Raw genomic sequence first — 20,993 nt, 5'->3', positions numbered from 1 at the left:
TGCCGCCATATTAATTAAAACTCACATTTTTTGTCCTTTGCGAAACATCTCTTCACTTTGAAGTGATTCTTTAAAATAAAACCCTCCTAATATTTTTTATCTTTAATATTAGGAACTACAGCTTTATTATAATCAGCTATGAAGATATATCTAATAAGACTTATGGATAGATAAAACAAGAGAAAAACCATAGTTAAAATTAAATTTTCATGATTTTTCAAAATGCCTTCCAATTTTAAAAATACTTTCATAATTCGTTGCCAGTAAAGTTAAAATAAATGCAATAATGAAATCATACTTATAATATTTAAGAAGTTTCATAATTTATCCGTCCTTTCAATTCTCTTTTAAAATCAAAAAGAATTGTTTTCTTTCTCTAAAACTTATAGAGTTCCCTTTACAATTTTTTTCTAAATTATAAGGGTAAAAAACTTGCTGCCAGACCAAAATAAATTAAAAGTACTACTGAGTCAATAATAGTGGTGATTAAAGCCGATGCCATTATGGCAGGGTCTAAATTCATTCTCTTTACCAACATTGGAAGTGCGGCTCCTAAAAACTTTGACAGCACCACAGTTATAAACATCGTAATTGAAACTAATACTGCAATGGTCCTATCTATATTTGCTATAAAAATCAATCTTAAAAAGTTTACAAAACTTAAAATACCGCCACAAATAATTCCAACTTTCACTTCTTTAAACATAACTCTCATTGCATCGGAAAGTCCTATCTCTCCTGTGGCAAGCGCACGAATTACAATTGTAGAAGATTGAGAACCTGAGTTACCGCCTGTGTCAGTCATCATTGGTACAAAGGAATTTAAAATCATATACTCAACAAGAATATAATTGTACCTATTTATAATCCCACCTGTAAAGGTAGCTGAAATCATAAGTATTAAAAGCCAAGGTATTCTGTTCTTGGAAAGCTGCCAGGGAGTTTGATCCAAATATTCATCTTCTGAAGGATTTATGGCTGCCATCTTATGAAAGTCTTCAGTGGCCTCAGATTCAACTATGTCCATAATATCGTCAAAAGTTATAATACCGCAAAGCCTATATTCTCCATCAACTACTGGAAGTGCAATATAACCGTACTTTACAAAAGCATCGGCAACTTCCTCCTGATCCTCTAAAGTATTAACACTTACTACGTCTTCAATCATTATGTCCTTAATTTTCTTACTTTCATCTGAAACTACTAAGGTTCTTAAAGATACGAAACCTATTAACATTTTATACTCATTTTCAACGTAACAGGTATAGATAGTTTCCTTGTCCATTCCAACTTCTTTAATATGGTCCAAAGCTTCTTTTACAGTCATCTCCGGTTTTAAAACCACATATTCAATAGTCATAAGAGAGCCGGCGGAATTTTCCGGATACCTTAAAAATTCATTTATTAATTTCCGCTCATTTACCGGTGTTCCCTTTAGCACTTTTGTAACTACGTTAGCGGGCATTTCCTCCAAGATGTCTATTCTGTCGTCAAAATAAAGTTCATCTATTATTTCGCTTAACTCTTTGTCTGTTATGGAATTTACTATTCTCAACTGGTCATTAAGTTCCATATAAGAAAAAACTTCGGCACTTTTATCCTTGGGAAGCATTCTAAATACCAGTAACATGTCCTTGTCTTCCATATCCTCGATTATTTCCGCAATGTCCACTACGTTACTTAATTCAGATACAGATTCCTTTAATTCTTTCAGTTCTTTTTTCTCAATTAAACTTTTAAAATAATCCCTATACTCTTTATACTCTTGATATTCCATAAGTTCACCGCCTCGCCTTCCTTAGCTTTCTTAAATCTATTAAAATATTAACATATAAAGCAGGTAATTCAAAGTCTTGAATAAAAATTGAAAATCTTTTATCCTCTTTAAAATCACACCATACTTTCTAAGATAAATATTATAATTTAATTGAGAAAGGACATTCTTCGTTAAATCATTCTCTTAAATAGGCCCCTTGAAATGAAGTTTTTTATTTGTTAAGATTGATATAAATTAGTTGACTGAGGGTAAGTCAACTGGCTATTTTTGACTTATCTCAAATAGATGGGTCTTTTTTAATTAATGGGGTGTAATATGGAAAATTTACTTAGCGTATCCTTAATTGGATTGGGCTTATCAATGGACGCCTTTGCCGCCTCGGTTTGTAAAGGTCTTTCTCTTCAAAGAAGAGACTTTAAAAAATCAGTAAAGGCCGGTACTTATTTCGGACTTTTTCAAGGACTTATGCCTGTTATAGGCTTTTTACTGGCAAATAATTTTGCCAATGAAATAAAGGACATAGACCACTGGGTTGCCTTTATACTACTTGGAGTTATTGGACTTAATATGATTAAGGAATCCTTTGACAAGGACTGTCCCATTGACTGCGACTTTAATTTTAAATCAATGGTTACTATAGCAATTGCCACAAGTATTGATGCCTTAGCTATTGGCGTTACCTTCGCCTTTTTAAATGTAAAAATAATCCAATCATCACTTCTAATTGGAATTATCACTTTTTTTATTTCCATACTGGGAGTGGAACTGGGAAACATCTTCGGCATCAGATACAAACAAAAAGCAGAATTTGCCGGAGGAATAATTTTAATACTAATGGGAACTAAAATCCTGTTTGAGCACTTAAACTTGTTGCCCCTCTAGGGCAACTTTTATTATCTTGTTAAATTATTAAAGAGCACCTATAATTAAATAGGGTGATTAAATGGCAAAAAAGAAAAACTACACTTTATCAACGGATAATTTTAAAAAATTTTTAATCGTAACTTTGGGTGTTTTCATATTAAGTACCGGTCTTTACTTTTTTACAATTCCCAATAATTTAGCAGCCGGAGGAGTTACGGGTATTTCCATAATAGTATCCTCCTTTTTTCAAAACATACCTATCAGCTTTATAATTTTATTTTTTAATATATTTTTAAATGCGCTGGGGATTATAATAATCGGTAGAGAATTTGGCGCCTATACCATTTATGCCTCTCTTGCTCTTTCCTTTTTCCTAAGAGTTTTTGAAATATTTGTACCTTTAAGCGGAACTATTTCCGATGATCTATTGATAAATTTAATTTTTGGAATGATTATTCAAGGAGCGGGTATAAGTCTTGTAATAAATGCGGGAGCTTCTACTGGCGGAACGGACATATTGGGAAAAATTTTGGAAAAGTACACCAGGCTCTCCTTTGGTTCAAGTTTGGCCTTAATAGACGGGTGTATTACTTTGGGAGCAATTTTAAATTTCGGACCCACTATAGGTATGTACTCATTACTGGGCGTGGTTTTAAATTCCACAATTATAGATAAGCTCCTTCAAGGATTTAACTCCAAGTACAATATAACTATAATCTCTGAAAAACTAGAGGAGATAAATACATATATTATAAGAGATCTCTATAGGGGAAGTACTATTTATAATGCAGAAGGAGGCTATTCAAGTACGCCTAGAAAAATCCTTACAACTATAGTGGATAGAAAGGACTATATTAAGCTTAGAAGCTTTGTAAAGGCCAAAGATGAACATGCCTTTATGTTCATATCCCACGTTTCTGAAGTTGAAGGAGAGGGATTTACCTATGAAAAAAAGGATATCTAATATCCTTATTCCAAATCTAAAAAATTAAGTTGTCTCAGCGCTTCAAAGAGCACTATATTAGCTGCATTTGATAAGTTCAGACTCCTTCCAAAGTCTTTTAACATGGGTATTCTAATAGCAGTATCCATGTTTTTAAATATTAAGTCCTCGGGTAAACCTCTGGTTTCAGGACCAAATACTATAAAATCTCCGTCCTTATACTTTACATCACTGTACCTTTGCTTTGACTTGGTACTTGCATAGTAAAAGGAATTATCAGGATACTTTTCTAAAAGTTCATTGAAATTTTCATAATAATTTATATCCACAAGGTGCCAATAATCTAGACCGGCCCTCTTTAAATGGGAATCATCTACAGAAAAACCAAGGGGCTTTACTAAGTGGAGGCTTGTGTTTGTCAAACCGCAAGTCCTTGCTATGGCTCCGGTGTTAAAAGGAATTTCAGGCTCATAAAAAACTATATTTAATGACATTAAACTTTCTCTCCTTACAAATTAATTTACCTTTAATTATATCCAATATGCTTTTTCAAGTAAAATAAAATAATGGCAACCTTTAGCTGCCATCATCTTAATTAATTATAAGCTCATTTTATAAATTTCCAACACATCTTCCACATCTATGGTTATAAAACCGTCAATTGGACCGCCCTTATGTTTTATAGTAAGCTCCGCCATTTCCTCTAAATGTTCTTCGCCTATTCCCAAATCTCTTAATCCCTTAGGAATTCCCATCTTATCAAAAAATTCTCTTAAAGCATCAATCGCCTTATTGGCATCGGCAAATTTATCGCCGCTAGGTTCAATTCCAAAGACATTTTTACCAAATATAGCTATCTTATTAGCAGTATGTTCATTTAAAACGTGTCTTAACCAATTAGGTGTCAATATTGCCAATCCCGTACCGTGAGTTATATCATAAAAGGCACTTAACTCATGTTCTATGGCATGGACACTCCAGCTGGTATCTTTACCTGTCTTTAACAGTCCGTTTATTGCCCAGGAATTTGCCCACATAATATTTGCTCTGGCATCGAAGTCCTCAGGACTTTCCAAGGCTACAGGTCCATATTTAATACATGTTTTTAAAATCCCCTCTGCAAGTCTGTCCACTAAGTAACATCCGTCATTTAAAGAAAAATAATTTTCCATAGTATGGCTCATAATGTCCGCCACTCCCGCAGCAGTGTGGTGCTTATTTACAGAATAGGTATATACGGGGTTCATTATTGAAAATTTCGGAAGTACATGTTTACTTCCCCATCCCAACTTTTGCTTCGTTTCCAAATTAGTTATAACGGAATCCGTATCCATTTCAGAACCCGTTGCAGCTAAAGTTAAAATAGTACCTAGTGGAAGGGCTTTTTCAACTTTTACCTTTCCAACTACTATGTCCCAAGGATTTTCATCTACATAGTATCCCGCCGCTATAAGTTTAGCGCAGTCTATTACTGAACCTCCACCTACAGCTAGTACTAAATCCACTTTATTTTCTCTTGCAATTCTAATACCGTCAATAGCTGACTCCACTCTTGGATTAGGCTCTATTCCACTTAGTTCACTGTAGGCGATACCATTTTCTTCTAATAATTTCACCACATCGTCATAAAGTCCCAATTTCTTAATACTGCCGCCGCCGTAACAAAATAAAACGCTGTTTCCATATTTTTTTATTTCCTTTGGCAGATGTTTTAATTGATCTTCCCCAAAAAGTATCTTCGTTCCAACTTCAAAAATAAAATCTTTCATAGGCTCCTCCTTATGTTATGTACTCCTATATTATATCGCATTTAAATTCTTCTTTAAAGAAAAACTACACAAAACTACAAATAAAAAGTAAAGAGATGTAATATTACACCCCTTTACTTTAATTACCTTATCTTATTAAATTCTATCTGCTTCAAGTATGGTATTCTTTCTGCTTCCGGCAATTTTGTTTATCAATACATAGAATAACACCACACATACTGCTCCCAATGGATAGGAAATTGTATAGCTTAAAGGATCCAATCCAAATCTAGCCTCTAATCCAAAGCCTATTGGCGCATGGAATATATAAGAACTTACTATAAAGGTGTAGAACAGCGCCGGAATTAAAGATATCCAATACAACTTATTATGAGTTTTCAAATAAACTGTTATCATTGCCAAAGCAAATACTGCAACTAACTGATTTGTAAATCCGAAGTATCTCCACAATAAATTAAATCCGTTTGCATTGCTCTTTGCAAAAAATAATATCACTAGCGCAGGAATAAATATTACTAAAGATAATCCCACTCTCTTTTGAGGACTTTTTTGATCTATGTTAAACTGTTCTGCAATCATAAGTCTTAAAGCTCTAAAAGCTGTATCTCCTGAAGTTATTGGAAGTACTATTACACCTGCTATGGCAAATAATCCGCCTACAGTTCCCATAAACTCTCTTGAAATTATTCCAACCATTGCAGTTGCTCCTGTTGATATGTCTGTACCTCTGTTAAATAAAATCATTGCACCTGCTGCCCAAACCATAGCTATAAAGCCTTCTGCCAACATCATATTGTAGAAAACTCCTCTACCTTGGTTTTCTTTTTCCACTGTTCTTGAAATCAATGTAGCTTGTGAACCGTGGAATCCCGACATTATACCGCAGGCAACTGTTATAAAGAACACAGGTATAAATTTCTGACCGTCAGGATGAGCGGAGAATAAAAGTCCTGTATTTGTAATATTGTATAGATTTGCTCCACCATCTCTTAATATTCCTATAAACACTCCTATTGCAGAGATTATTAAAACTGCTCCAAATATAGGATAAATTCTACCTATAATTTGGTCTATTGGGAAAATTGTAGAGATTATATAGTAAAATAAAATTATTGCATATACAATCCAAATTACATTGGAGTTAATATCCATTCCCAAAATATCATTTACAATTAAATCCCCAGGAGTATAAATAAACACAACACCGGTTAACAGCATTAAAATCCAAATTATTATATTATAGATTTTATTCATACCATTGCCCATATACTTAGATACAAGTTTTGGAACTTGAGCCCCGTCATTTCTCATAGAGATCATTCCCACAAAATAATCATGAAGTGAACCTGCAAGTACACATCCTATTGGAATTGTTAAAAAAGCAATAGGTCCGAATAAAATTCCTTGGATAGGTCCTAAGATAGGTCCGGTTCCCGCTATATTTAACAATTCAATTAATTTGTTTTTCCAGTCCTTCATAACTACATAGTCAACGCCGTCGTGAAGTTTTACTGCAGGCGTTTCTCTGTCGTCAGGTCCAAAAACCTTTTCGCAGAACTTTCCATAAAAATAGCCCCCAACTACTAGAATGAAAAGTCCGATAATAAATAGTAACATTTTCTTTCCTCCTTATTTTATTTAGTTAATATTATTTATTAACTATAGATTATTTATTAATAACCTACAGTTAATAGTATACAACTTTTGAAAAATATTTCAAGAAATCGATTTCACGTTATAAATTTAATACACTATTACAATAAAATAATTTGTCATAATTATAATAAAATATTTTTATTTAAGTTGCAATAAAAAAACACCTACTATTGAAATTATTTTTATCTAATATCAATAGTAAATGCTTTTAAATACTTATTTAATTATTTTAATTTATCGGCTACTAAAATACTTTCCTGTCTGTTTTTTGCTATTTTATTTATTAACAGATAGAATAACACCACACATACTGCTGCCAATGGATAGGAAATTGTATAACTTAAAGGATCCAATCCAAATCTGGCCTCTAATCCAAAGCCTATTGGCGCATGGAATATATAAGAACTTACTATAAAGGTGTAGAACAGCGCCGGAATTAAAGATATCCAGTACAACTTATTGTGAGTTTTCAAATAAACTGTTATCATTGCCAAAGCAAATACTGCAACTAATTGATTTGTAAAGCCGAAGTATCTCCACAATAAATTAAATCCGTTTGCATTGCTCTTTGCAAAGAATAATATCACCAGTGCAGGAATAAATATTACTAAAGAAAGTGTAACTCTCTTTTGAGGACTTTTTTGATCTATGTTAAACTGTTCTGCAATCATAAGTCTTAAAGCCCTAAAAGCTGTATCTCCTGAAGTTATTGGAAGTACTATTACACCTGCTATGGCAAATAATCCGCCTACAGTTCCCATAAACTCTCTTGAAATTATTCCAACCATTGCAGTTGCTCCTGTTGAAACATCAGTACCTCTGTTAAATAAAATCATTGCACCTGCTGCCCAAATCATAGCTATAAAGCCTTCTGCCAACATCATATTGTAGAAAACTCCTCTACCTTGGTTTTCTTTTTCCACTGTTCTTGAAATCAATGTAGCTTGTGAACCGTGGAAACCCGACATTATACCGCAGGCAACTGTTATAAAGAACACAGGTATAAACCTTTGTCCCTCAGGATGAGTGGAAAATAAAAGTCCTGTATTTGTAATGTTGTATAGATTTGCTCCACCATCTCTTAATATTCCTATAAACACTCCTATTGCGGAGATTATTAAAACTGCTCCAAAGGCAGGATAAATTCTACCTATAATTTGGTCTATTGGAAAGATTGTAGATACTACGTAATATATTAAAATTATTGCATATACAATCCAAATTATACTGGAGTTAACATCCATTCCCAAAATATCATTTACAATTAAATCCCCAGGAGTATAAATAAACACAACACCGGTTAACAGCATTAAAATCCAAATTATAACACTGTAGACTTTATTCATACCATTACCCATGTACTTGGATACAAGTTTTGGAACTTGAGCTCCATCATTTCTCATAGAGATCATTCCCACAAAATAATCATGAAGTGAACCTGCAAGTACACATCCTATTGGAATCGTTAAAAAAGCAATAGGCCCAAATAAAATTCCTTGGATAGGTCCTAAAATAGGTCCGGTTCCCGCTATATTTAACAACTCAATTAATTTATTCTTCCAGTCCTTCATAACCACATAGTCAACGCCGTCATGAAGTTTTACTGCAGGCGTTTCTCTGTCGTCAGGTCCGAAAACCTTTTCACAGAACTTCCCATAAAAATAGCCTCCAACTATTAAAATAAAAAGTCCAATAATAAATAATATCATCTTGCTCTCCTTTCTTAAAAGCTAATAATTAAATAAGTCCTTGTAAACAACTTACTACAAGCTGTTTACATTACTTAGTATATAACAAAAGCCTTTAATTTCAAGGCTTACGCCCTTCTAAGAACCTCACTTTAAACAGCAAAAAATCCTTTTAAAAATTCACCTACAACACTTTATATTAAGCCATTTCTGTAAAAATCTCCCTACAAAGTTTCAAGTAAAGTAAATTCCGATTTACAAATCACCTTATTAAACTTAACTATCTATCACATTTACACAAACTTGTAAAATAGGGTAAAATTTGCTTTACATAGGTTTAAAGAGGTCATTTAGATACTTTTCCAATTAAAAACACCCTTTACTCACTATTGTAAATAAAAGGTGTTTATTATGAATTTATTTAAATTAGAATTTTCTAAAGAGTTACTCCCTGTTTAAAAATTGCCCAATCCTGATTTAAGTTTCCCTCTGAATTTATTTTCTTTCCTGATGCTACCTGTAAAACGTATTCAAATAGTTTCAATGCTAATTCCTCTCTATTAACGTCTTCTACAATTTGTCCCGCATTAAAATCAATCCATTTTTTCTTTTTTTCATATAGCGCTGTATTTGAAGATATTTTTATTGTAGGAACCGGTGATGAGAAAGGAGTGCCACGACCAGTAGTAAATAAAACTATGTGAGCTCCGCTTAATGCTAATGCCGTAGAAGATACCAAATCATTTCCAGGTGCATTTAACAAATTTAATCCCTTTACCTTAACGGGCTCTGCATAAGCTAAAACATCTACTATTTTTGCACTTCCAGACTTTTGAATACATCCGTTAGATTTATCCTCTAAAGTGGATATTCCTCCGTCCTTATTTCCGGGTGAAGGATTTTCATAAATAGTTTGATTGTGGTTTTTAAAATACATTTTAAAATCGTTAATCAAATTAACTGTTTTCTCAAAAACTTCTTTGCTTTCTGCCCTATTCATAAGGCTTGTTTCCGCTCCGAACATTTCCGGAACTTCTGTTAAAAGGGTAGTTCCACCCTTAGCTATTAAAATATCAGAAAAATCTCCTACTAAAGGATTTGCAGTAATTCCGCTTAAACCGTCTGAACCTCCGCATTTTAAACCTACTACTAATTCAGAACTGTCAATTGTCTCTCTCTTGTCACTTTTAATAAGTTTATAAAGCTCTTTAAGTTCACTTTTTGCAGTTAAATACTCATCCTCTTCATCTTGACATTGAATAAACTTTATTCTGTCTTTATCATAATCCCTTAAATATTCTTTTAGGGTTTCAATACTGCTGTTTTCACATCCCAACCCCAGCACAAGTACTCCACCGGCATTTGGATGACTTATTAAAGCAGCTAAAGCTTTTCTTGTATTTTCCTGATCATCACCCATTTGCGAACATCCATAAGGGTGAGTGAAGGTAATGGTTTCAATACCACTACCCCTGTACTCATTGTTAAAATCCATTGCTAATTTATTGCAAATTGAATTTATACAACCAACAGTTGGAATAATCCAAATATCATTTCTAATTCCAACTTTTCCATCCTTCCTTCTATAACCATTAAAAGTTGAAGGTTCCATTTTTTTAAGTTCAATTACTTCAGGCTCATATTTATAATTTAATATATCTCCTAAACTTGTCTTGATATTATGAGTATGGACCCAATCACCTCTTCCAATATTCGAAAGTGAAAGTCCAATTACCATTCCATATTTTATTATTTCTTGATTAGCACTTATGCTCTCTAAAGCAAATTTATGCCCCTGAGGAATGTCTTCTTTAAGATTAAATGAAGCGCCCTCAAGTTCTATCTCTTCTCCAGCACCTAAATTTTTCAATGCTACTGCCACATTATCTTTTTTATTAATTTTTATATAGTCTAACATCAGTCATTGTCCTTTTCCCACTATATATTTAAAACTATCTCCCATTCCCTCTTCTTCAATCATAGTGTAGTGTTTTTGAACTAGAGGAATTAAATCCGATATATCATCGTGCCAAAAATCTCTGTTGCTTAATATGGATTCAATATTATTTTCTCTTATAAAACTTATAATTTCTTCTGAATCATTAGCCTCATCGCCTTTATAAAACTTTATTAAACAGGCAAGAGAAAAGCTCAAGGCTTCCGGATAATTCCCAAATTTTTCTTTAAATTCAAGAATTGTAGGCAATACTCTTACGTCAAATTTACTAACTGAATTTAATGCAATTGATAATAGTTGATGTTCTATAAAGGGATTAGAAAATCTTTCCATTACTGCTTTCCCAAATTTTATATCTTCATTACTATTTCCAAGCGTAGGAATTATCTCTTCAAAAATACACTTTTTAATAAAACCATTTATTAATTCATCTTCCAAACACTCTCTTACTATTGTAAGCCCATAAAGTCTAGCTCCTAATACCATGGAAGTATGAGCTCCATTTAAAATTCTTACTTTACGTTTCTTATAAGGGCCCACATCATCTGTCCAAATTACATTAAATCCTGCCTTTACAAAAGGAAGTTCATCTTCAAAGTCTCCCTCTATTACCCATTGATGAAAAATTTCAGCTGTATCTAAACAAAGATCTTTATAGCCAATTTTATTTTCAAGTTTTTTTAACTCTATTTCACTTTGTGGATATCCTGTTACAATTCTATCAACTAAAGTCGAGCAAAATTTATTTTCTTCATGAATCCATTTTCTAAACTTATCCCCCAGATTCCATAGTTCAATATATTTTTCTACGCACTTTTCCAATTCTTTTCCATTATTATCAATTAACTCACAGGATAGTATAATAAATCCTCCAAGATTGTTTTTAAACCTTTCATAAAGAAGCTGCGTTAATTTTCCAGGAAAACTTCTAGCAGGTTTATCTTCAAGTGCATCCTTTTCATCAAATTTAATGCCTGATTCAGTGGTGTTGGAAACTATTACTCTGAAATTTTCATCTTTTGCCAAGCTTAAATATTTTTCAAAATCTTCATAGGGATTTATACAATCGGAAATTATGTCAATATTACTGTGTTCTTCAACTATTTCTCCATTTTCTATTCCCCTTAGAAACAGATTATATTTACAATCCTGCTCCTTTAAAACTTTACACATCCCTTTTTCAATAGGTTGAACTACCACTATATCTCCATTAAATAAATTCTGTTCTTTTAATTTAAAGAAAAAATAGTCTACAAAACCTCTTAAAAAATTTCCCTCTCCAAATTGAATAACTCGTTTTAAATTTTCACTACTCATAAATTCCACCTTCTTAATAGAATATATTTACCAGTAATGTGGTAAATGGAGGGAAATAGGTAAGTAACAGCAAGTTAAATACTAATAAAATATAAAACGGAACTGCTTCCTTAATGAAAGGCCAAGTTTTACATTTAGTAATACTACAAGTTACAAACATAAGAGTCCCCATTGGAGGAGAAAGTGCACCTATTGCATTATTAAATATATATACCATTGCAAACTGAATTTCATTAATTCCATATTCAGCTGCTATTGGAGCTAGTAATGGAACTAATACTATCATAGAAGCATTTCCCTCTATAAACATACCAACTATTAGTAAAAATATATTTATTACAAGCAAAAATACGTATTTATTAGTAATTACAGTCATAATATATCCGGCAAGCTGTTGTGGAATTTTTTCCTTTGTCAATATCCATGAAAATACACTTGCAGCTGAAACTATTAACATAATTGATGAAGTAGTAGTAATAGTTTCTTTTAAACCTTGGAAAACGTCCTTTATTCTCATCTCTTTATATATAATTCCAAGCATAACTGCATATACTATAGCTGCTGCTCCAGCTTCTGTTGCAGTAAATATTCCTATTCTAATTCCACCAATGATAATAATAGGAAGACATAGAGGTAAAAAAGCAGGTTTAAATACTTCCCAAAATCTCTTAGCCGTTACTTTTTCATCTGTTATATTTCCATAGCCTCTTTTTATAGAAATATAGCCTACTAATATCATCATTGTAATACAAAGTAGAGCTCCAACTCCAAATCCTGAAATAAATAGCTTACCTATAGACACATTGGCAATTGATCCGTAAAGTATCATAGCTATTCCAGGTGGAATTAAGGGAGTTATCATTGAAGAAGCCGCTGTTACAACAGACGAAAACTCAAGTGAAAAACCCTTTTTCACCATTTCAGGTACTAACATCTTAGATTGCATTGCCGCATCTGCAATATTTGAACCTGAAAGTCCACCCATTAAAGTAGATAACAAAACGTTTACCTGTGCAAGACCTCCTGGAAGTCTTCCTGTAATTACTTCACAAAAATCCATTATTCTCTTTGTTACTCCTGTGTAGTTCATAAAAATACCTGCACATACAAAAAAAGGTATTGCCAATAGAGAAATTTTTTCAACGCCGGTTATTGCCTGTTGAGCAAATATTATTGGGTTTGCAGTTGGGTTTAATACAAAGTAAACTGCCGACCCGCCTAGTACTGCAATATATACAGGTACTTTTAAAAATAATAATACTAACATTACAATTGCTGCTAAAATTAAAACATCACTCATCGCTACTTGCAGCCTCCTTTGCCTCAGATTGAACACCTACTGCTATACTGTAAAAATAGCTGATAATCATTAATATATATGATACAGGTGCAATACCATATACAAGCCAGTAAGGAATTTTTAACATACTAGTACTTCTACCACTTCTTAAAAACAAAGCTATAAAACCTATACTGTTCTTAAATAAATATCCTATAACTAAAACTACTACTATTGAGATTAAAATATTCATTACCTTTTGCATCTTCTTAGGCATTAAATCCACTATCATTTCAATTGCCACGTGATTCCCCGTCCTAAAAGCCGCACCACCGGCTGCAAATACTATCCAAACCATACAAGCTAATTGCACTTCCTCAAGCCAAGTAAAGGGGGCGTTAAACACACGCCTCCATATTACTCCGGCAAAAGTCAACACTACAAGTACAACTAAAACTATACTGGCTACAATAATATCTAAATTACCTATTATCGATGTTAACTTTTTCTTTTTATCCATTTTCTTTCTCCATTATTACTTAGTCTTTGATGCTTTTACAGTATCGTAAAGGCCCGGTGTCCATCCAAAAGTATCTTCCATTTCATAGAAAGGTTGAACTTTCTCTTTAAATTCAGCTACTACTTCTGGACTAGGCTCTACAACTGTAACACCTTCTTCTACCATCTTATCTAAATAATCTTTATCTGCCACTTCTTGAATTTCATTGTTATATAGACCTGCTTCATTAGCAGTACTAACTAAAAGTTCTTGTTGTTCTTCAGTTAAACTATTAAACCAGTCTGCTGAACAAACTAAAGTTGTAAAGTTTTTAACGTGTCCATCTAGAATTAAATATTTAGCAACTTCGTGAAGTTTTCTACCATATAAAGTTGCCAATGGATTTTCCGCTCCATCTATAGTCTTTGTTTGAAGAGCTTGATATACATCTCCTAAATCCATTCCCACTGAAGTAGCACCCATTGTGTCAATCCCTATTGATTGAATTTGGTTACTTGGTACTCTTATTTTCATTCCCTTTAAATCCTCTACATTATTTACAGGATCTACAGTTAAAGTATGTCTTTCACCATATTTCCAATTTGAAGAAATTAATTTTAAACCTTTATCTTCAAGCAATTTAGACTGCTCTTTATACCAATCAGATTCAATTAAAGTCCAGCACTCATCCCAAGTATCAAATAGGAAAGGTCCGAAAACTATACCGAAATCAGGTACACCATAGTCAGCATAAAAAGCTCCATCTGCTAAAGTACATACATTTTCTCCAAGTAACATTGAATCTATTAGAGCAGGTTTCCCACCAAGTTGAGAATCCGGATATAGGTCAATTCTCATTGTTCCATTTGATTTTTCTTCCAGTAAATCCGCCCATTTTTGAACCCCTTGAGAAAAAGGCTCGCTCATGTTGTTTTCAAATCCCACTTGTAAAATCACTTCCGCCTCTGAACTAGCTGTTTTTGTATCTGTCTCAGTATTTGCCTTTGAATTCCCATTATTAGAACCTCCACAAGCTGTAAGAGACATAAGTAATATTACAGAAGATAAAGCTATTGATAAATATTTTTTAAATTTCATTGTTTCCCTCCTAAAATTATTTTGTAAAGTCTAAAAGAACTTTTAACATTTTTCCGCCTTTATTTTCGTCAAATTCTTTAAAAGCCTTAGTTGCATCTTTCCAACTATATATATTTGTAATTACTTTTCCTATTGGAATGTCATTGTTAATAACTAAATCAATTAAAGTTTCAAAATCTTTCTTTAACGCATTCCTAGAACCAAAAATATTTAATTCTTTCTTTTGAATTATAGTGAAGTTGAAATCTAAATTTTCTTTTCCAACTCCTATTAAAACTACTGTACCTCCAAAGCAAGCAGAATCTATACAGTTTTGAAACGTCTGTGGTAAACCCACCGCTTCAATTGTCACATCAAAACCATTTCCCTGTGTAACTTCATCAACCTGTTTTTTAAAATCTTCTTCTGATGAATTTATAATTGCTCCATCTAAATTAAACTCCTTTAAAGCATAATTTAATTTATCCTCTGATACGTCGGCAATATATACCTCAGCTCCTCTTACTTTGGCACTGATGGCAGCAAAAACACCTATTGTTCCAGCTCCAACTACTAATACCTTGTCTCCTTCTTTTACATTTGCCCTTTCAACGCCGTGCCAACTTATACAAAAAGGTTCTATAATCGCCAGAAGTTTAGGTTCCAAACCCTTACCATCATAAATTCTATCTATGGGCATAGTAATGTATTCAGAAAAAGCACCCTCTCTTTGTACTCCCATAGTTTCATTTTGAGTACATGCATTTACAATTCCTTTTTTACAGGAATAGCATTCTCCACAATTAAAGTATGGATTACATGTCACTATCATTCCCGGCTTTAGTCCCCTGTCATTATCTCCTATTTCCACAATTTCAGCAGAAAACTCATGTCCTGGCACTCTTGGATATTCAAAATATGCAAATGTACCTCTATAGGATCCTAAATCACTACCACAAATTCCCCCGTATAATAATTTTAAAATTGCTTCATTTTCTTTCCTTTTAGGTTTTTCTAATTCCACATATTCAATTAACTTAGGTTCTTTTATGCATATCCCTTTCATAGTATACCTCTTATCTTTGAACTCTACCTGATGCATCTCCATCAACTAGATTTTGAACTTCAGCCTCACTCATTAAGTTGAAATCACCCTTTACAGTGTGCTTTAATGCAGATGCTGCAACACCAAATTCCAAGGCATCTTTTGTATTTCTACCGCTTAATAAGCCGTGAATCAAACCAGCTGCAAAGGAATCTCCACCGCCAACTCTGTCCACAATTCTAACGTCATATTTTTTAGACTGATAGAATTCCTTACCGTCATAAATACAAGCGCTCCAGCCATTATCCGATGCACTGTAGGATTCTCTCAAAGAGCTTGCCACATATTTAAAACCAAACTCTTCTTTCATTTCCTTAAGTATTTTTTCATAGCCTTTAATGTCCAATTTCCCCGAAGTTACATCCAGTCCCTTAGGCGTAAAACCCAAACTTAAAGAAGCATCTTCTTCATTTCCAATACATACATCTACGTACTGCATTAGTTCTCTCATAACTTTTTGGGCTTCTTCCGGCGTCCAAAGCTTTTTTCTATAATTCAAATCCACACTTACAGTTACACCATTTTCCTTAGCAGCTTTCATCGCCGCCTTGGTTATCTCAGAACCTTTTGCACTTATAGCAGGAGTTATTCCGGAAATGTGAAACCACTTTGCCTCTTTAAATATTTCATTAAAATCAAAATCAGCTACGTCAGCTTCTGCTATTGAACTATTTGACCTGTCATATATCACCTTTGAAGGTCTCATAGACGCTCCCGTTTCAGAGAAATAAATTCCCACTCTCTCTCCGCCTCGTGCTATGTAATCCGTCTTAACACCATACCTTCTAAGTTCATTAACAGCTGCTTGACCTATTTCATGTTTGGGCAACTTAGTTACAAAATAGGATTCATAACCGTAATTAGAAAGACTTACTGCTACGTTTGCCTCACCTCCTCCATAAATGGCATCAAAGGAATTTGCCTGAACAAATCTTTGATAACCCGGAGTAGATAATCTAAGCATTATCTCACCCATAGTCACTACTTTTGTCATTAAGCTCTTGCCTCCTTTATATTTTTAATAAATTTTTCAGCCTTTTCAATTATTTCTTCTCTACTTCCCTTTACCAAACTTGAGCCTACTCCAACAGCAAAAGCGCCGTTTTTTATCCATTCACTGACATTTTCAACGTTCACTCCCCCTGTGGGCATTAAGTTCACATTGGGAAGAGGTCCATGTATGTCTTTAAAATACCTAGGTCCAAAAGCCGATCCCGGAAATACCTTTATAACATCTACTCCGAATTTTAACGCATTTGTAATTTCTGTAGGAGTCATACAACCGGGCATATAAGGTACTTGGTACAGATTACACAGCTTCGCAACTTCCTCATCAAAAGAAGGAGAAACTATAAATTTTGCTCCGTTCATTATGGCAAGTCTTGCAGTTATTGGATCTAAAACTGTACCGGCTCCAAGTAAAGCGTTATCCTTTAAATTATAATTTAATTCCTTAAGTACATCTACGGCATTTGGAACAGTAAAGGTAATCTCCAAAACATTTACTCCACCCTCTACGCAGGCTCTAGAATACTCCAGAGCTTCGTTGGCATCTTTGCCCCTTATTACTGCAACAATCCCCAACTCTTTTATTCTTTCCAGCGTTTCAAATTTAGACATCTCACACCTCCTTAGTTTCATATAGCGAAACTAAATATTGTTTTTTGAAACTTATCTAAAGTATATAAGATTTATATTTACAAGTCAATCCTTTAAGGTATTAAAATCCCTTAATTAATTTATTGGAGCTTTTTTTTAAATTCTGTGTTAAAATCTTTAATTAATTGGAGGATTGTATTATGGAAGAAAAAATTCAATCAGTAGAAAGAGTTTTTAAAATATTGGAAACCTTTAAAGATTACCCCCACGGAATCGGATTGACAGAATTAAGTAAAATTGTAAAACTACATAAGTCAACAGTTCATAGATTTTTAAACACTTTGATTTTTCTTGAATACGTTGAACAAGACGAAGAAAGTAAGTACCATTTAACCTTTAAACTTTACGATATAGCCAGTTATAAATTGGAAAGTCTGGACTTTATAGAAATATCCAAAAGCCACATTCAAAAACTTTCCCAACTGGCCAACGAAGTGGTACATTTAGTGATTAGAGAGGGAATTTACGCAATATATGTAGATAAAGTGGACTCTGATAATGTAATCACAATGACTTCAAGAATCGGGCGACGAAGCCCCTTAATCTATACTTCAGTAGGTAAGTCCATACTTTCAAATTGTAGCGATGAGGAAATTAAAGAAGTGTGGAACAATACTGAAAAAATTCAAAAGACTAAAAATACTATTTTAAATTTTGAAGACTTTATGGCAGAAATAGAGGACGTTAGAAAGACCAAAATTGCTCGAGACAATGAAGAAAATGAAGAAGGCATTTATTGTATAGGAACTTCTATCTACAATGCAACGGGAAATGTTGCAGGTGCAATTTCAATAACAGGTCCCGTTTTCAGAATGAGAGAAAAATTAAATGATTCTCTCTATGATAACCTATTAAGTACAGCAAAAAATATTTCCAAAGATTTAGGATATAGAAAAAGGTAACTACTATTGTTACCTTTTTCCTTTTATATTAATTATTAAAATTAAATCACATCATTAATTTAATTATTACAGGGTATATATTTAAGCATAAATTATAAAATTTCTTAAGGGAGGTTACTATGTTTAAGTTTAATGAAAAAGTAGTTGTAATTACAGGGGCTTCATCAGGTCTTGGAAAACAAATGGCTGAGGGTTTTGCAAAACAAGGAGCTAATCTTGCTATTTTAGCGAGAAGAGAAGAGAGACTTTTTGAAATTGCAAAAAATTTAGAAGAACATAATGTGGAAGTGTTACCGGTTAAATGTGATGTAACTGATGAAAATTCAATTGAAGAAGCCAAAAATAAAGTTATGGATAAGTTTAAAAAAATAGATGTTTTAATTAACTGTGCCGGTGGAAACAAGGGAGGCTCAGTTTATGAAATGTCAACAGAAGATTGGAACTTCACCATTGAATTAGATCTCACATCTATATTTAAAGTTTCCAAAATATTTATGAAGCCTATGATGGATGCAAAGTATGGAAGGATAATTAATATAGCTTCAATGTACGGATTATTTGGAACTAACCAACAAGCTTCAGCCTACCATGCAGCCAAAGCGGGGGTAATAAACTTAACTAGAGCTACAGCAGCTGAACTTGCACCTTACAATATTACCGTAAATGCTATATGCCCAGGTTTCTTTAAAACCGAATTAACTGCCGATACTTTGGACACATATGAATTTAAACAGTATATGAACTTTTCCGTACCTATGGGTAGACCGGGAAATGAAGGAGAATTAAATGCAGGGGCTATATTTTTAGCCAGCGAAGAAGCTTCCTACATTACAGGAGTAACTTTACCTATTGATGGCGGTTGGTCTTCAAGTAAATAAATTTTAAAATAAAAAAGGTATTTTAGATGAAGAAACTCTAAGATACCTTTTATTTAGATGCTTTTATTTAATTAAAGCTCCATTTACCATTATATCTCATAGGCTTTTCTAATATTAACATCAACCAAATTTTTTACAACATATCTTTAACCAATTTTCTTGTTTTATATTAATTATTAAAATTCTCTTTATAGTCACATTCATTTAAGCTCTTCCTTTAAATCCCCTCTATACTCCTTAGATAATATAAAGGGTGCATAGCTTAATAGGGTTATTATAATTCCAACTATAAAACCTTCAAAGTTATAGACAGTTTCATAGGAAAATTCACTGGTAAATAACAACCACATACTGTTATTTAAGTAGTGAATAAAAGCAGCTGCCCAAACGTTTTTAGTCTTCATTTGTACCAAACCCATAAATATAGACATAGAAACACAAAAAACTATATAGCTCGCTATTGAATATAAGGGAGTTTCCGGACTATATAACATAAAATTTAAAGGCATATGCCACAGAGCCCATATTACTCCAAGTACGACTACTCCCCAGCGCTTTCCCAACTTTATCTGTAATTTTCCCTGTAGGTAGTATCTCCAACCATACTCCTCGCCCATAAAAAATATAGAGGAGAAGAAAAAATTTCCTATTAAAATTGGAAATCTTGTAATTATTGTCAGAATTACATCAAAGTTAAAGGATTTATACTCAAAAATAATATACCTGAGAAAATATATTCCCATAAAAATTGCTATGTACTTAAGTGAGGTTTTAAAGTTTAAAGAAAATTTAAGTCCGTTTTTCCCCCTTATCTCACTGGAATCCACAGCTAAAATAGCTATACTGCCAATAAGAGATAAAATTCCAATAACTCCATTTGCAAACTCCATCTCTACTATCCCTGCCACTATAAGCACCAATAAAATCAAGGATACAATAAATATAAAAGCATACACTCCATAAAATTTTAAGGGTAGTTCTTCTCTATCCTCGGTAGAAAACTTTGCCACCGACACCGATACAGCAGGCAACAACATCATAATTGTAGCCAAGTAATCCGGTCTTAAATCTCTGTTGAACCAAAAAATCATTCCTAAAAATGCAGCTATTCCAAAGTTAAATATAAAAAATATGCCTAACTGCTTATTCTCAATATTTTTCCCCATAATAACCTCTACTTTCATACTTCACACTTTAACTTGCTATAAATATAATTCCATTTAACTTTTATTATATTTACAATTAAAGCAAAGGTCAATAGTTCCAAATTATTGAAAAAGTCCAAGAAAAAATGTGGATCCTTGTCCACACTTTATAAGTTTATTTTAATTTATCTTTAATCTAAATCTTCTCTCCTCACTGCAATTGAAGGATAATGTTCCAAAGCACTAAGATCAATATCAAAAGGTACGCTATAAACCATATAATAATTTTCAGTATTCTCTTTAATATAACTTTTAATTTTCTCCTCTGCTTTACTTCTATCTAAAGTAGCATATACCAAAGAAACTACGCCAATTCTTTCAGAACCGTCATTGTGGATTTCTCCACAAAGTATTACTTTTAAAGGTCCTTCTCCATCTAATCCCAATTCTATATAATCTAAATAATCCATAGTGCTCC

The 20,993-nt window shown here is 33.0% G+C and carries 20 protein-coding genes; 4 read left to right on the top strand and 16 right to left on the bottom strand.

Going from position 1 to position 20,993, the window contains the following annotated elements; translation table 11 throughout:
- Positions 1–86 precede the first annotated feature (86 nt).
- On the bottom strand, positions 87–251 hold the full coding sequence (locus EF514_RS10770) for a hypothetical protein (RefSeq protein ID WP_164845540.1): 165 nt from the start codon (positions 249–251) through the stop codon (positions 87–89).
- 164 nt (positions 252–415) lie between these two features.
- Complete coding sequence (mgtE, locus tag EF514_RS04220) at positions 416–1,777, bottom strand: magnesium transporter (protein ID WP_127724168.1); 1,362 nt, start codon at positions 1,775–1,777, stop codon at positions 416–418.
- Positions 1,778–2,092: 315 nt separating this feature from the next.
- Here mgtE and EF514_RS04215 point away from each other — a divergent pair, with 315 nt between their 5' ends.
- Both EF514_RS04215 and EF514_RS04210 read left to right on the top strand, forming a co-directional pair.
- Positions 2,093–2,659 carry a manganese efflux pump MntP gene (locus EF514_RS04215; protein ID WP_127724166.1) on the top strand — a complete coding sequence of 189 codons (567 nt, stop codon included), beginning with the start codon at positions 2,093–2,095 and terminating at the stop codon, positions 2,657–2,659.
- A gap of 61 nt (positions 2,660–2,720) precedes the next feature.
- Entirely contained in the window at positions 2,721–3,605 is an 885-nt protein-coding gene (locus EF514_RS04210; protein ID WP_127724164.1) for a YitT family protein, read from the top strand.
- A gap of 5 nt (positions 3,606–3,610) precedes the next feature.
- Here EF514_RS04210 and EF514_RS04205 read toward each other — a convergent pair whose 3' ends face one another.
- From EF514_RS04205 to EF514_RS04150, 12 genes are all read right to left on the bottom strand, one after another.
- Positions 3,611–4,078, bottom strand: a complete 468-nt coding sequence (locus EF514_RS04205) for a tRNA (cytidine(34)-2'-O)-methyltransferase (protein WP_127724162.1) — start codon at positions 4,076–4,078, stop codon at positions 3,611–3,613.
- 105 nt (positions 4,079–4,183) lie between these two features.
- Entirely contained in the window at positions 4,184–5,353 is a 1,170-nt protein-coding gene (locus EF514_RS04200) for an iron-containing alcohol dehydrogenase (protein WP_127724160.1), read from the bottom strand.
- A gap of 135 nt (positions 5,354–5,488) precedes the next feature.
- On the bottom strand, positions 5,489–6,970 hold the full coding sequence (locus tag EF514_RS04195) for a carbon starvation CstA family protein (protein WP_127724158.1): 1,482 nt from the start codon (positions 6,968–6,970) through the stop codon (positions 5,489–5,491).
- 263 nt (positions 6,971–7,233) lie between these two features.
- Positions 7,234–8,718, bottom strand: a complete 1,485-nt coding sequence (locus EF514_RS04190; protein WP_127724156.1) for a carbon starvation CstA family protein — start codon at positions 8,716–8,718, stop codon at positions 7,234–7,236.
- Between the two features lie 415 nt (positions 8,719–9,133).
- Entirely contained in the window at positions 9,134–10,615 is a 1,482-nt protein-coding gene (locus EF514_RS04185) for a UxaA family hydrolase (RefSeq protein ID WP_127724154.1), read from the bottom strand.
- Positions 10,616–10,618: 3 nt separating this feature from the next.
- Complete coding sequence (locus tag EF514_RS04180) at positions 10,619–11,980, bottom strand: tagaturonate reductase (RefSeq protein WP_338067650.1); 1,362 nt, start codon at positions 11,978–11,980, stop codon at positions 10,619–10,621.
- Positions 11,981–11,984: 4 nt separating this feature from the next.
- Complete coding sequence (locus EF514_RS04175) at positions 11,985–13,271, bottom strand: TRAP transporter large permease (RefSeq protein ID WP_127724150.1); 1,287 nt, start codon at positions 13,269–13,271, stop codon at positions 11,985–11,987.
- Positions 13,264–13,770 (bottom strand): TRAP transporter small permease, encoded by a 507-nt coding sequence (locus tag EF514_RS04170; RefSeq protein ID WP_127724148.1) that lies wholly within the window; start codon positions 13,768–13,770, stop codon positions 13,264–13,266. Before EF514_RS04170 ends, EF514_RS04175 begins: the two co-directional genes overlap by 8 nt.
- Before the next feature lie 15 nt (positions 13,771–13,785).
- On the bottom strand, positions 13,786–14,847 hold the full coding sequence (locus EF514_RS04165) for a C4-dicarboxylate TRAP transporter substrate-binding protein (RefSeq protein ID WP_127724146.1): 1,062 nt from the start codon (positions 14,845–14,847) through the stop codon (positions 13,786–13,788).
- 16 nt (positions 14,848–14,863) lie between these two features.
- Complete coding sequence (locus EF514_RS04160; RefSeq protein ID WP_127724144.1) at positions 14,864–15,892, bottom strand: zinc-binding alcohol dehydrogenase family protein; 1,029 nt, start codon at positions 15,890–15,892, stop codon at positions 14,864–14,866.
- 10 nt (positions 15,893–15,902) lie between these two features.
- Complete coding sequence (locus EF514_RS04155; RefSeq protein ID WP_127724142.1) at positions 15,903–16,925, bottom strand: sugar kinase; 1,023 nt, start codon at positions 16,923–16,925, stop codon at positions 15,903–15,905.
- Positions 16,925–17,551, bottom strand: a complete 627-nt coding sequence (locus tag EF514_RS04150; protein ID WP_127724140.1) for a bifunctional 2-keto-4-hydroxyglutarate aldolase/2-keto-3-deoxy-6-phosphogluconate aldolase — start codon at positions 17,549–17,551, stop codon at positions 16,925–16,927. The genes EF514_RS04155 and EF514_RS04150 overlap by 1 nt, the downstream gene beginning before the upstream one ends.
- Before the next feature lie 179 nt (positions 17,552–17,730).
- On the opposite strand from EF514_RS04150, the gene EF514_RS04145 reads away from it, so the two are divergent.
- Together EF514_RS04145 and EF514_RS04140 are read left to right on the top strand one after the other, a co-directional pair.
- Complete coding sequence (locus tag EF514_RS04145) at positions 17,731–18,492, top strand: IclR family transcriptional regulator (RefSeq protein WP_127724138.1); 762 nt, start codon at positions 17,731–17,733, stop codon at positions 18,490–18,492.
- Between the two features lie 119 nt (positions 18,493–18,611).
- On the top strand, positions 18,612–19,370 hold the full coding sequence (locus EF514_RS04140; RefSeq protein ID WP_127724136.1) for an SDR family NAD(P)-dependent oxidoreductase: 759 nt from the start codon (positions 18,612–18,614) through the stop codon (positions 19,368–19,370).
- Positions 19,371–19,570: 200 nt separating this feature from the next.
- On the opposite strand, the gene EF514_RS04135 is transcribed toward EF514_RS04140, so the two are convergent.
- Entirely contained in the window at positions 19,571–20,554 is a 984-nt protein-coding gene (locus tag EF514_RS04135) for a CPBP family intramembrane glutamic endopeptidase (RefSeq protein ID WP_127724134.1), read from the bottom strand.
- A 152-nt stretch (positions 20,555–20,706) separates the two neighbouring features.
- Positions 20,707–20,985: a hypothetical protein gene (locus EF514_RS04130; protein WP_127724132.1), complete on the bottom strand. Its 279-nt coding sequence runs from the start codon at positions 20,983–20,985 to the stop codon at positions 20,707–20,709.
- Positions 20,986–20,993 lie beyond the last annotated feature (8 nt).

This window comes from Anaerosphaera multitolerans (assembly GCF_004006535.1).
GTDB classification, from domain to species: domain Bacteria; phylum Bacillota; class Clostridia; order Tissierellales; family Peptoniphilaceae; genus Anaerosphaera; species Anaerosphaera multitolerans.
The sequence above is the reverse complement of the archived record's forward strand: the minus strand, read 5'-3'. Positions and strand labels throughout refer to the sequence as shown.

What these genes read in the sequence shown, in the direction of transcription:
- EF514_RS04140 (WP_127724136.1), top strand. Translation starts at nt 18,612, where the DNA reads ATGTTTAAGTTTAATGAAAAAGTAGTTGTAATTACAGGGGCTTCATCA.
- EF514_RS04185 (WP_127724154.1), bottom strand. Translation starts at nt 10,615, where the DNA reads ATGTTAGACTATATAAAAATTAATAAAAAAGATAATGTGGCAGTAGCA.
- EF514_RS04135 (WP_127724134.1), bottom strand. Translation starts at nt 20,554, where the DNA reads ATGAAAGTAGAGGTTATTATGGGGAAAAATATTGAGAATAAGCAGTTA.
- EF514_RS04215 (WP_127724166.1), top strand. Translation starts at nt 2,093, where the DNA reads ATGGAAAATTTACTTAGCGTATCCTTAATTGGATTGGGCTTATCAATG.
- EF514_RS04200 (WP_127724160.1), bottom strand. Translation starts at nt 5,353, where the DNA reads ATGAAAGATTTTATTTTTGAAGTTGGAACGAAGATACTTTTTGGGGAA.
- EF514_RS04195 (WP_127724158.1), bottom strand. Translation starts at nt 6,970, where the DNA reads ATGTTACTATTTATTATCGGACTTTTCATTCTAGTAGTTGGGGGCTAT.
- EF514_RS04155 (WP_127724142.1), bottom strand. Translation starts at nt 16,925, where the DNA reads ATGACAAAAGTAGTGACTATGGGTGAGATAATGCTTAGATTATCTACT.
- EF514_RS04190 (WP_127724156.1), bottom strand. Translation starts at nt 8,718, where the DNA reads ATGATATTATTTATTATTGGACTTTTTATTTTAATAGTTGGAGGCTAT.
- EF514_RS04150 (WP_127724140.1), bottom strand. Translation starts at nt 17,551, where the DNA reads ATGTCTAAATTTGAAACGCTGGAAAGAATAAAAGAGTTGGGGATTGTT.
- EF514_RS04160 (WP_127724144.1), bottom strand. Translation starts at nt 15,892, where the DNA reads ATGAAAGGGATATGCATAAAAGAACCTAAGTTAATTGAATATGTGGAA.
- EF514_RS04170 (WP_127724148.1), bottom strand. Translation starts at nt 13,770, where the DNA reads ATGGATAAAAAGAAAAAGTTAACATCGATAATAGGTAATTTAGATATT.
- EF514_RS04130 (WP_127724132.1), bottom strand. Translation starts at nt 20,985, where the DNA reads ATGGATTATTTAGATTATATAGAATTGGGATTAGATGGAGAAGGACCT.
- EF514_RS04145 (WP_127724138.1), top strand. Translation starts at nt 17,731, where the DNA reads ATGGAAGAAAAAATTCAATCAGTAGAAAGAGTTTTTAAAATATTGGAA.
- EF514_RS04210 (WP_127724164.1), top strand. Translation starts at nt 2,721, where the DNA reads ATGGCAAAAAAGAAAAACTACACTTTATCAACGGATAATTTTAAAAAA.
- EF514_RS04205 (WP_127724162.1), bottom strand. Translation starts at nt 4,078, where the DNA reads ATGTCATTAAATATAGTTTTTTATGAGCCTGAAATTCCTTTTAACACC.
- EF514_RS04175 (WP_127724150.1), bottom strand. Translation starts at nt 13,271, where the DNA reads ATGAGTGATGTTTTAATTTTAGCAGCAATTGTAATGTTAGTATTATTA.
- EF514_RS10770 (WP_164845540.1), bottom strand. Translation starts at nt 251, where the DNA reads ATGAAAGTATTTTTAAAATTGGAAGGCATTTTGAAAAATCATGAAAAT.
- EF514_RS04165 (WP_127724146.1), bottom strand. Translation starts at nt 14,847, where the DNA reads ATGAAATTTAAAAAATATTTATCAATAGCTTTATCTTCTGTAATATTA.
- mgtE (WP_127724168.1), bottom strand. Translation starts at nt 1,777, where the DNA reads ATGGAATATCAAGAGTATAAAGAGTATAGGGATTATTTTAAAAGTTTA.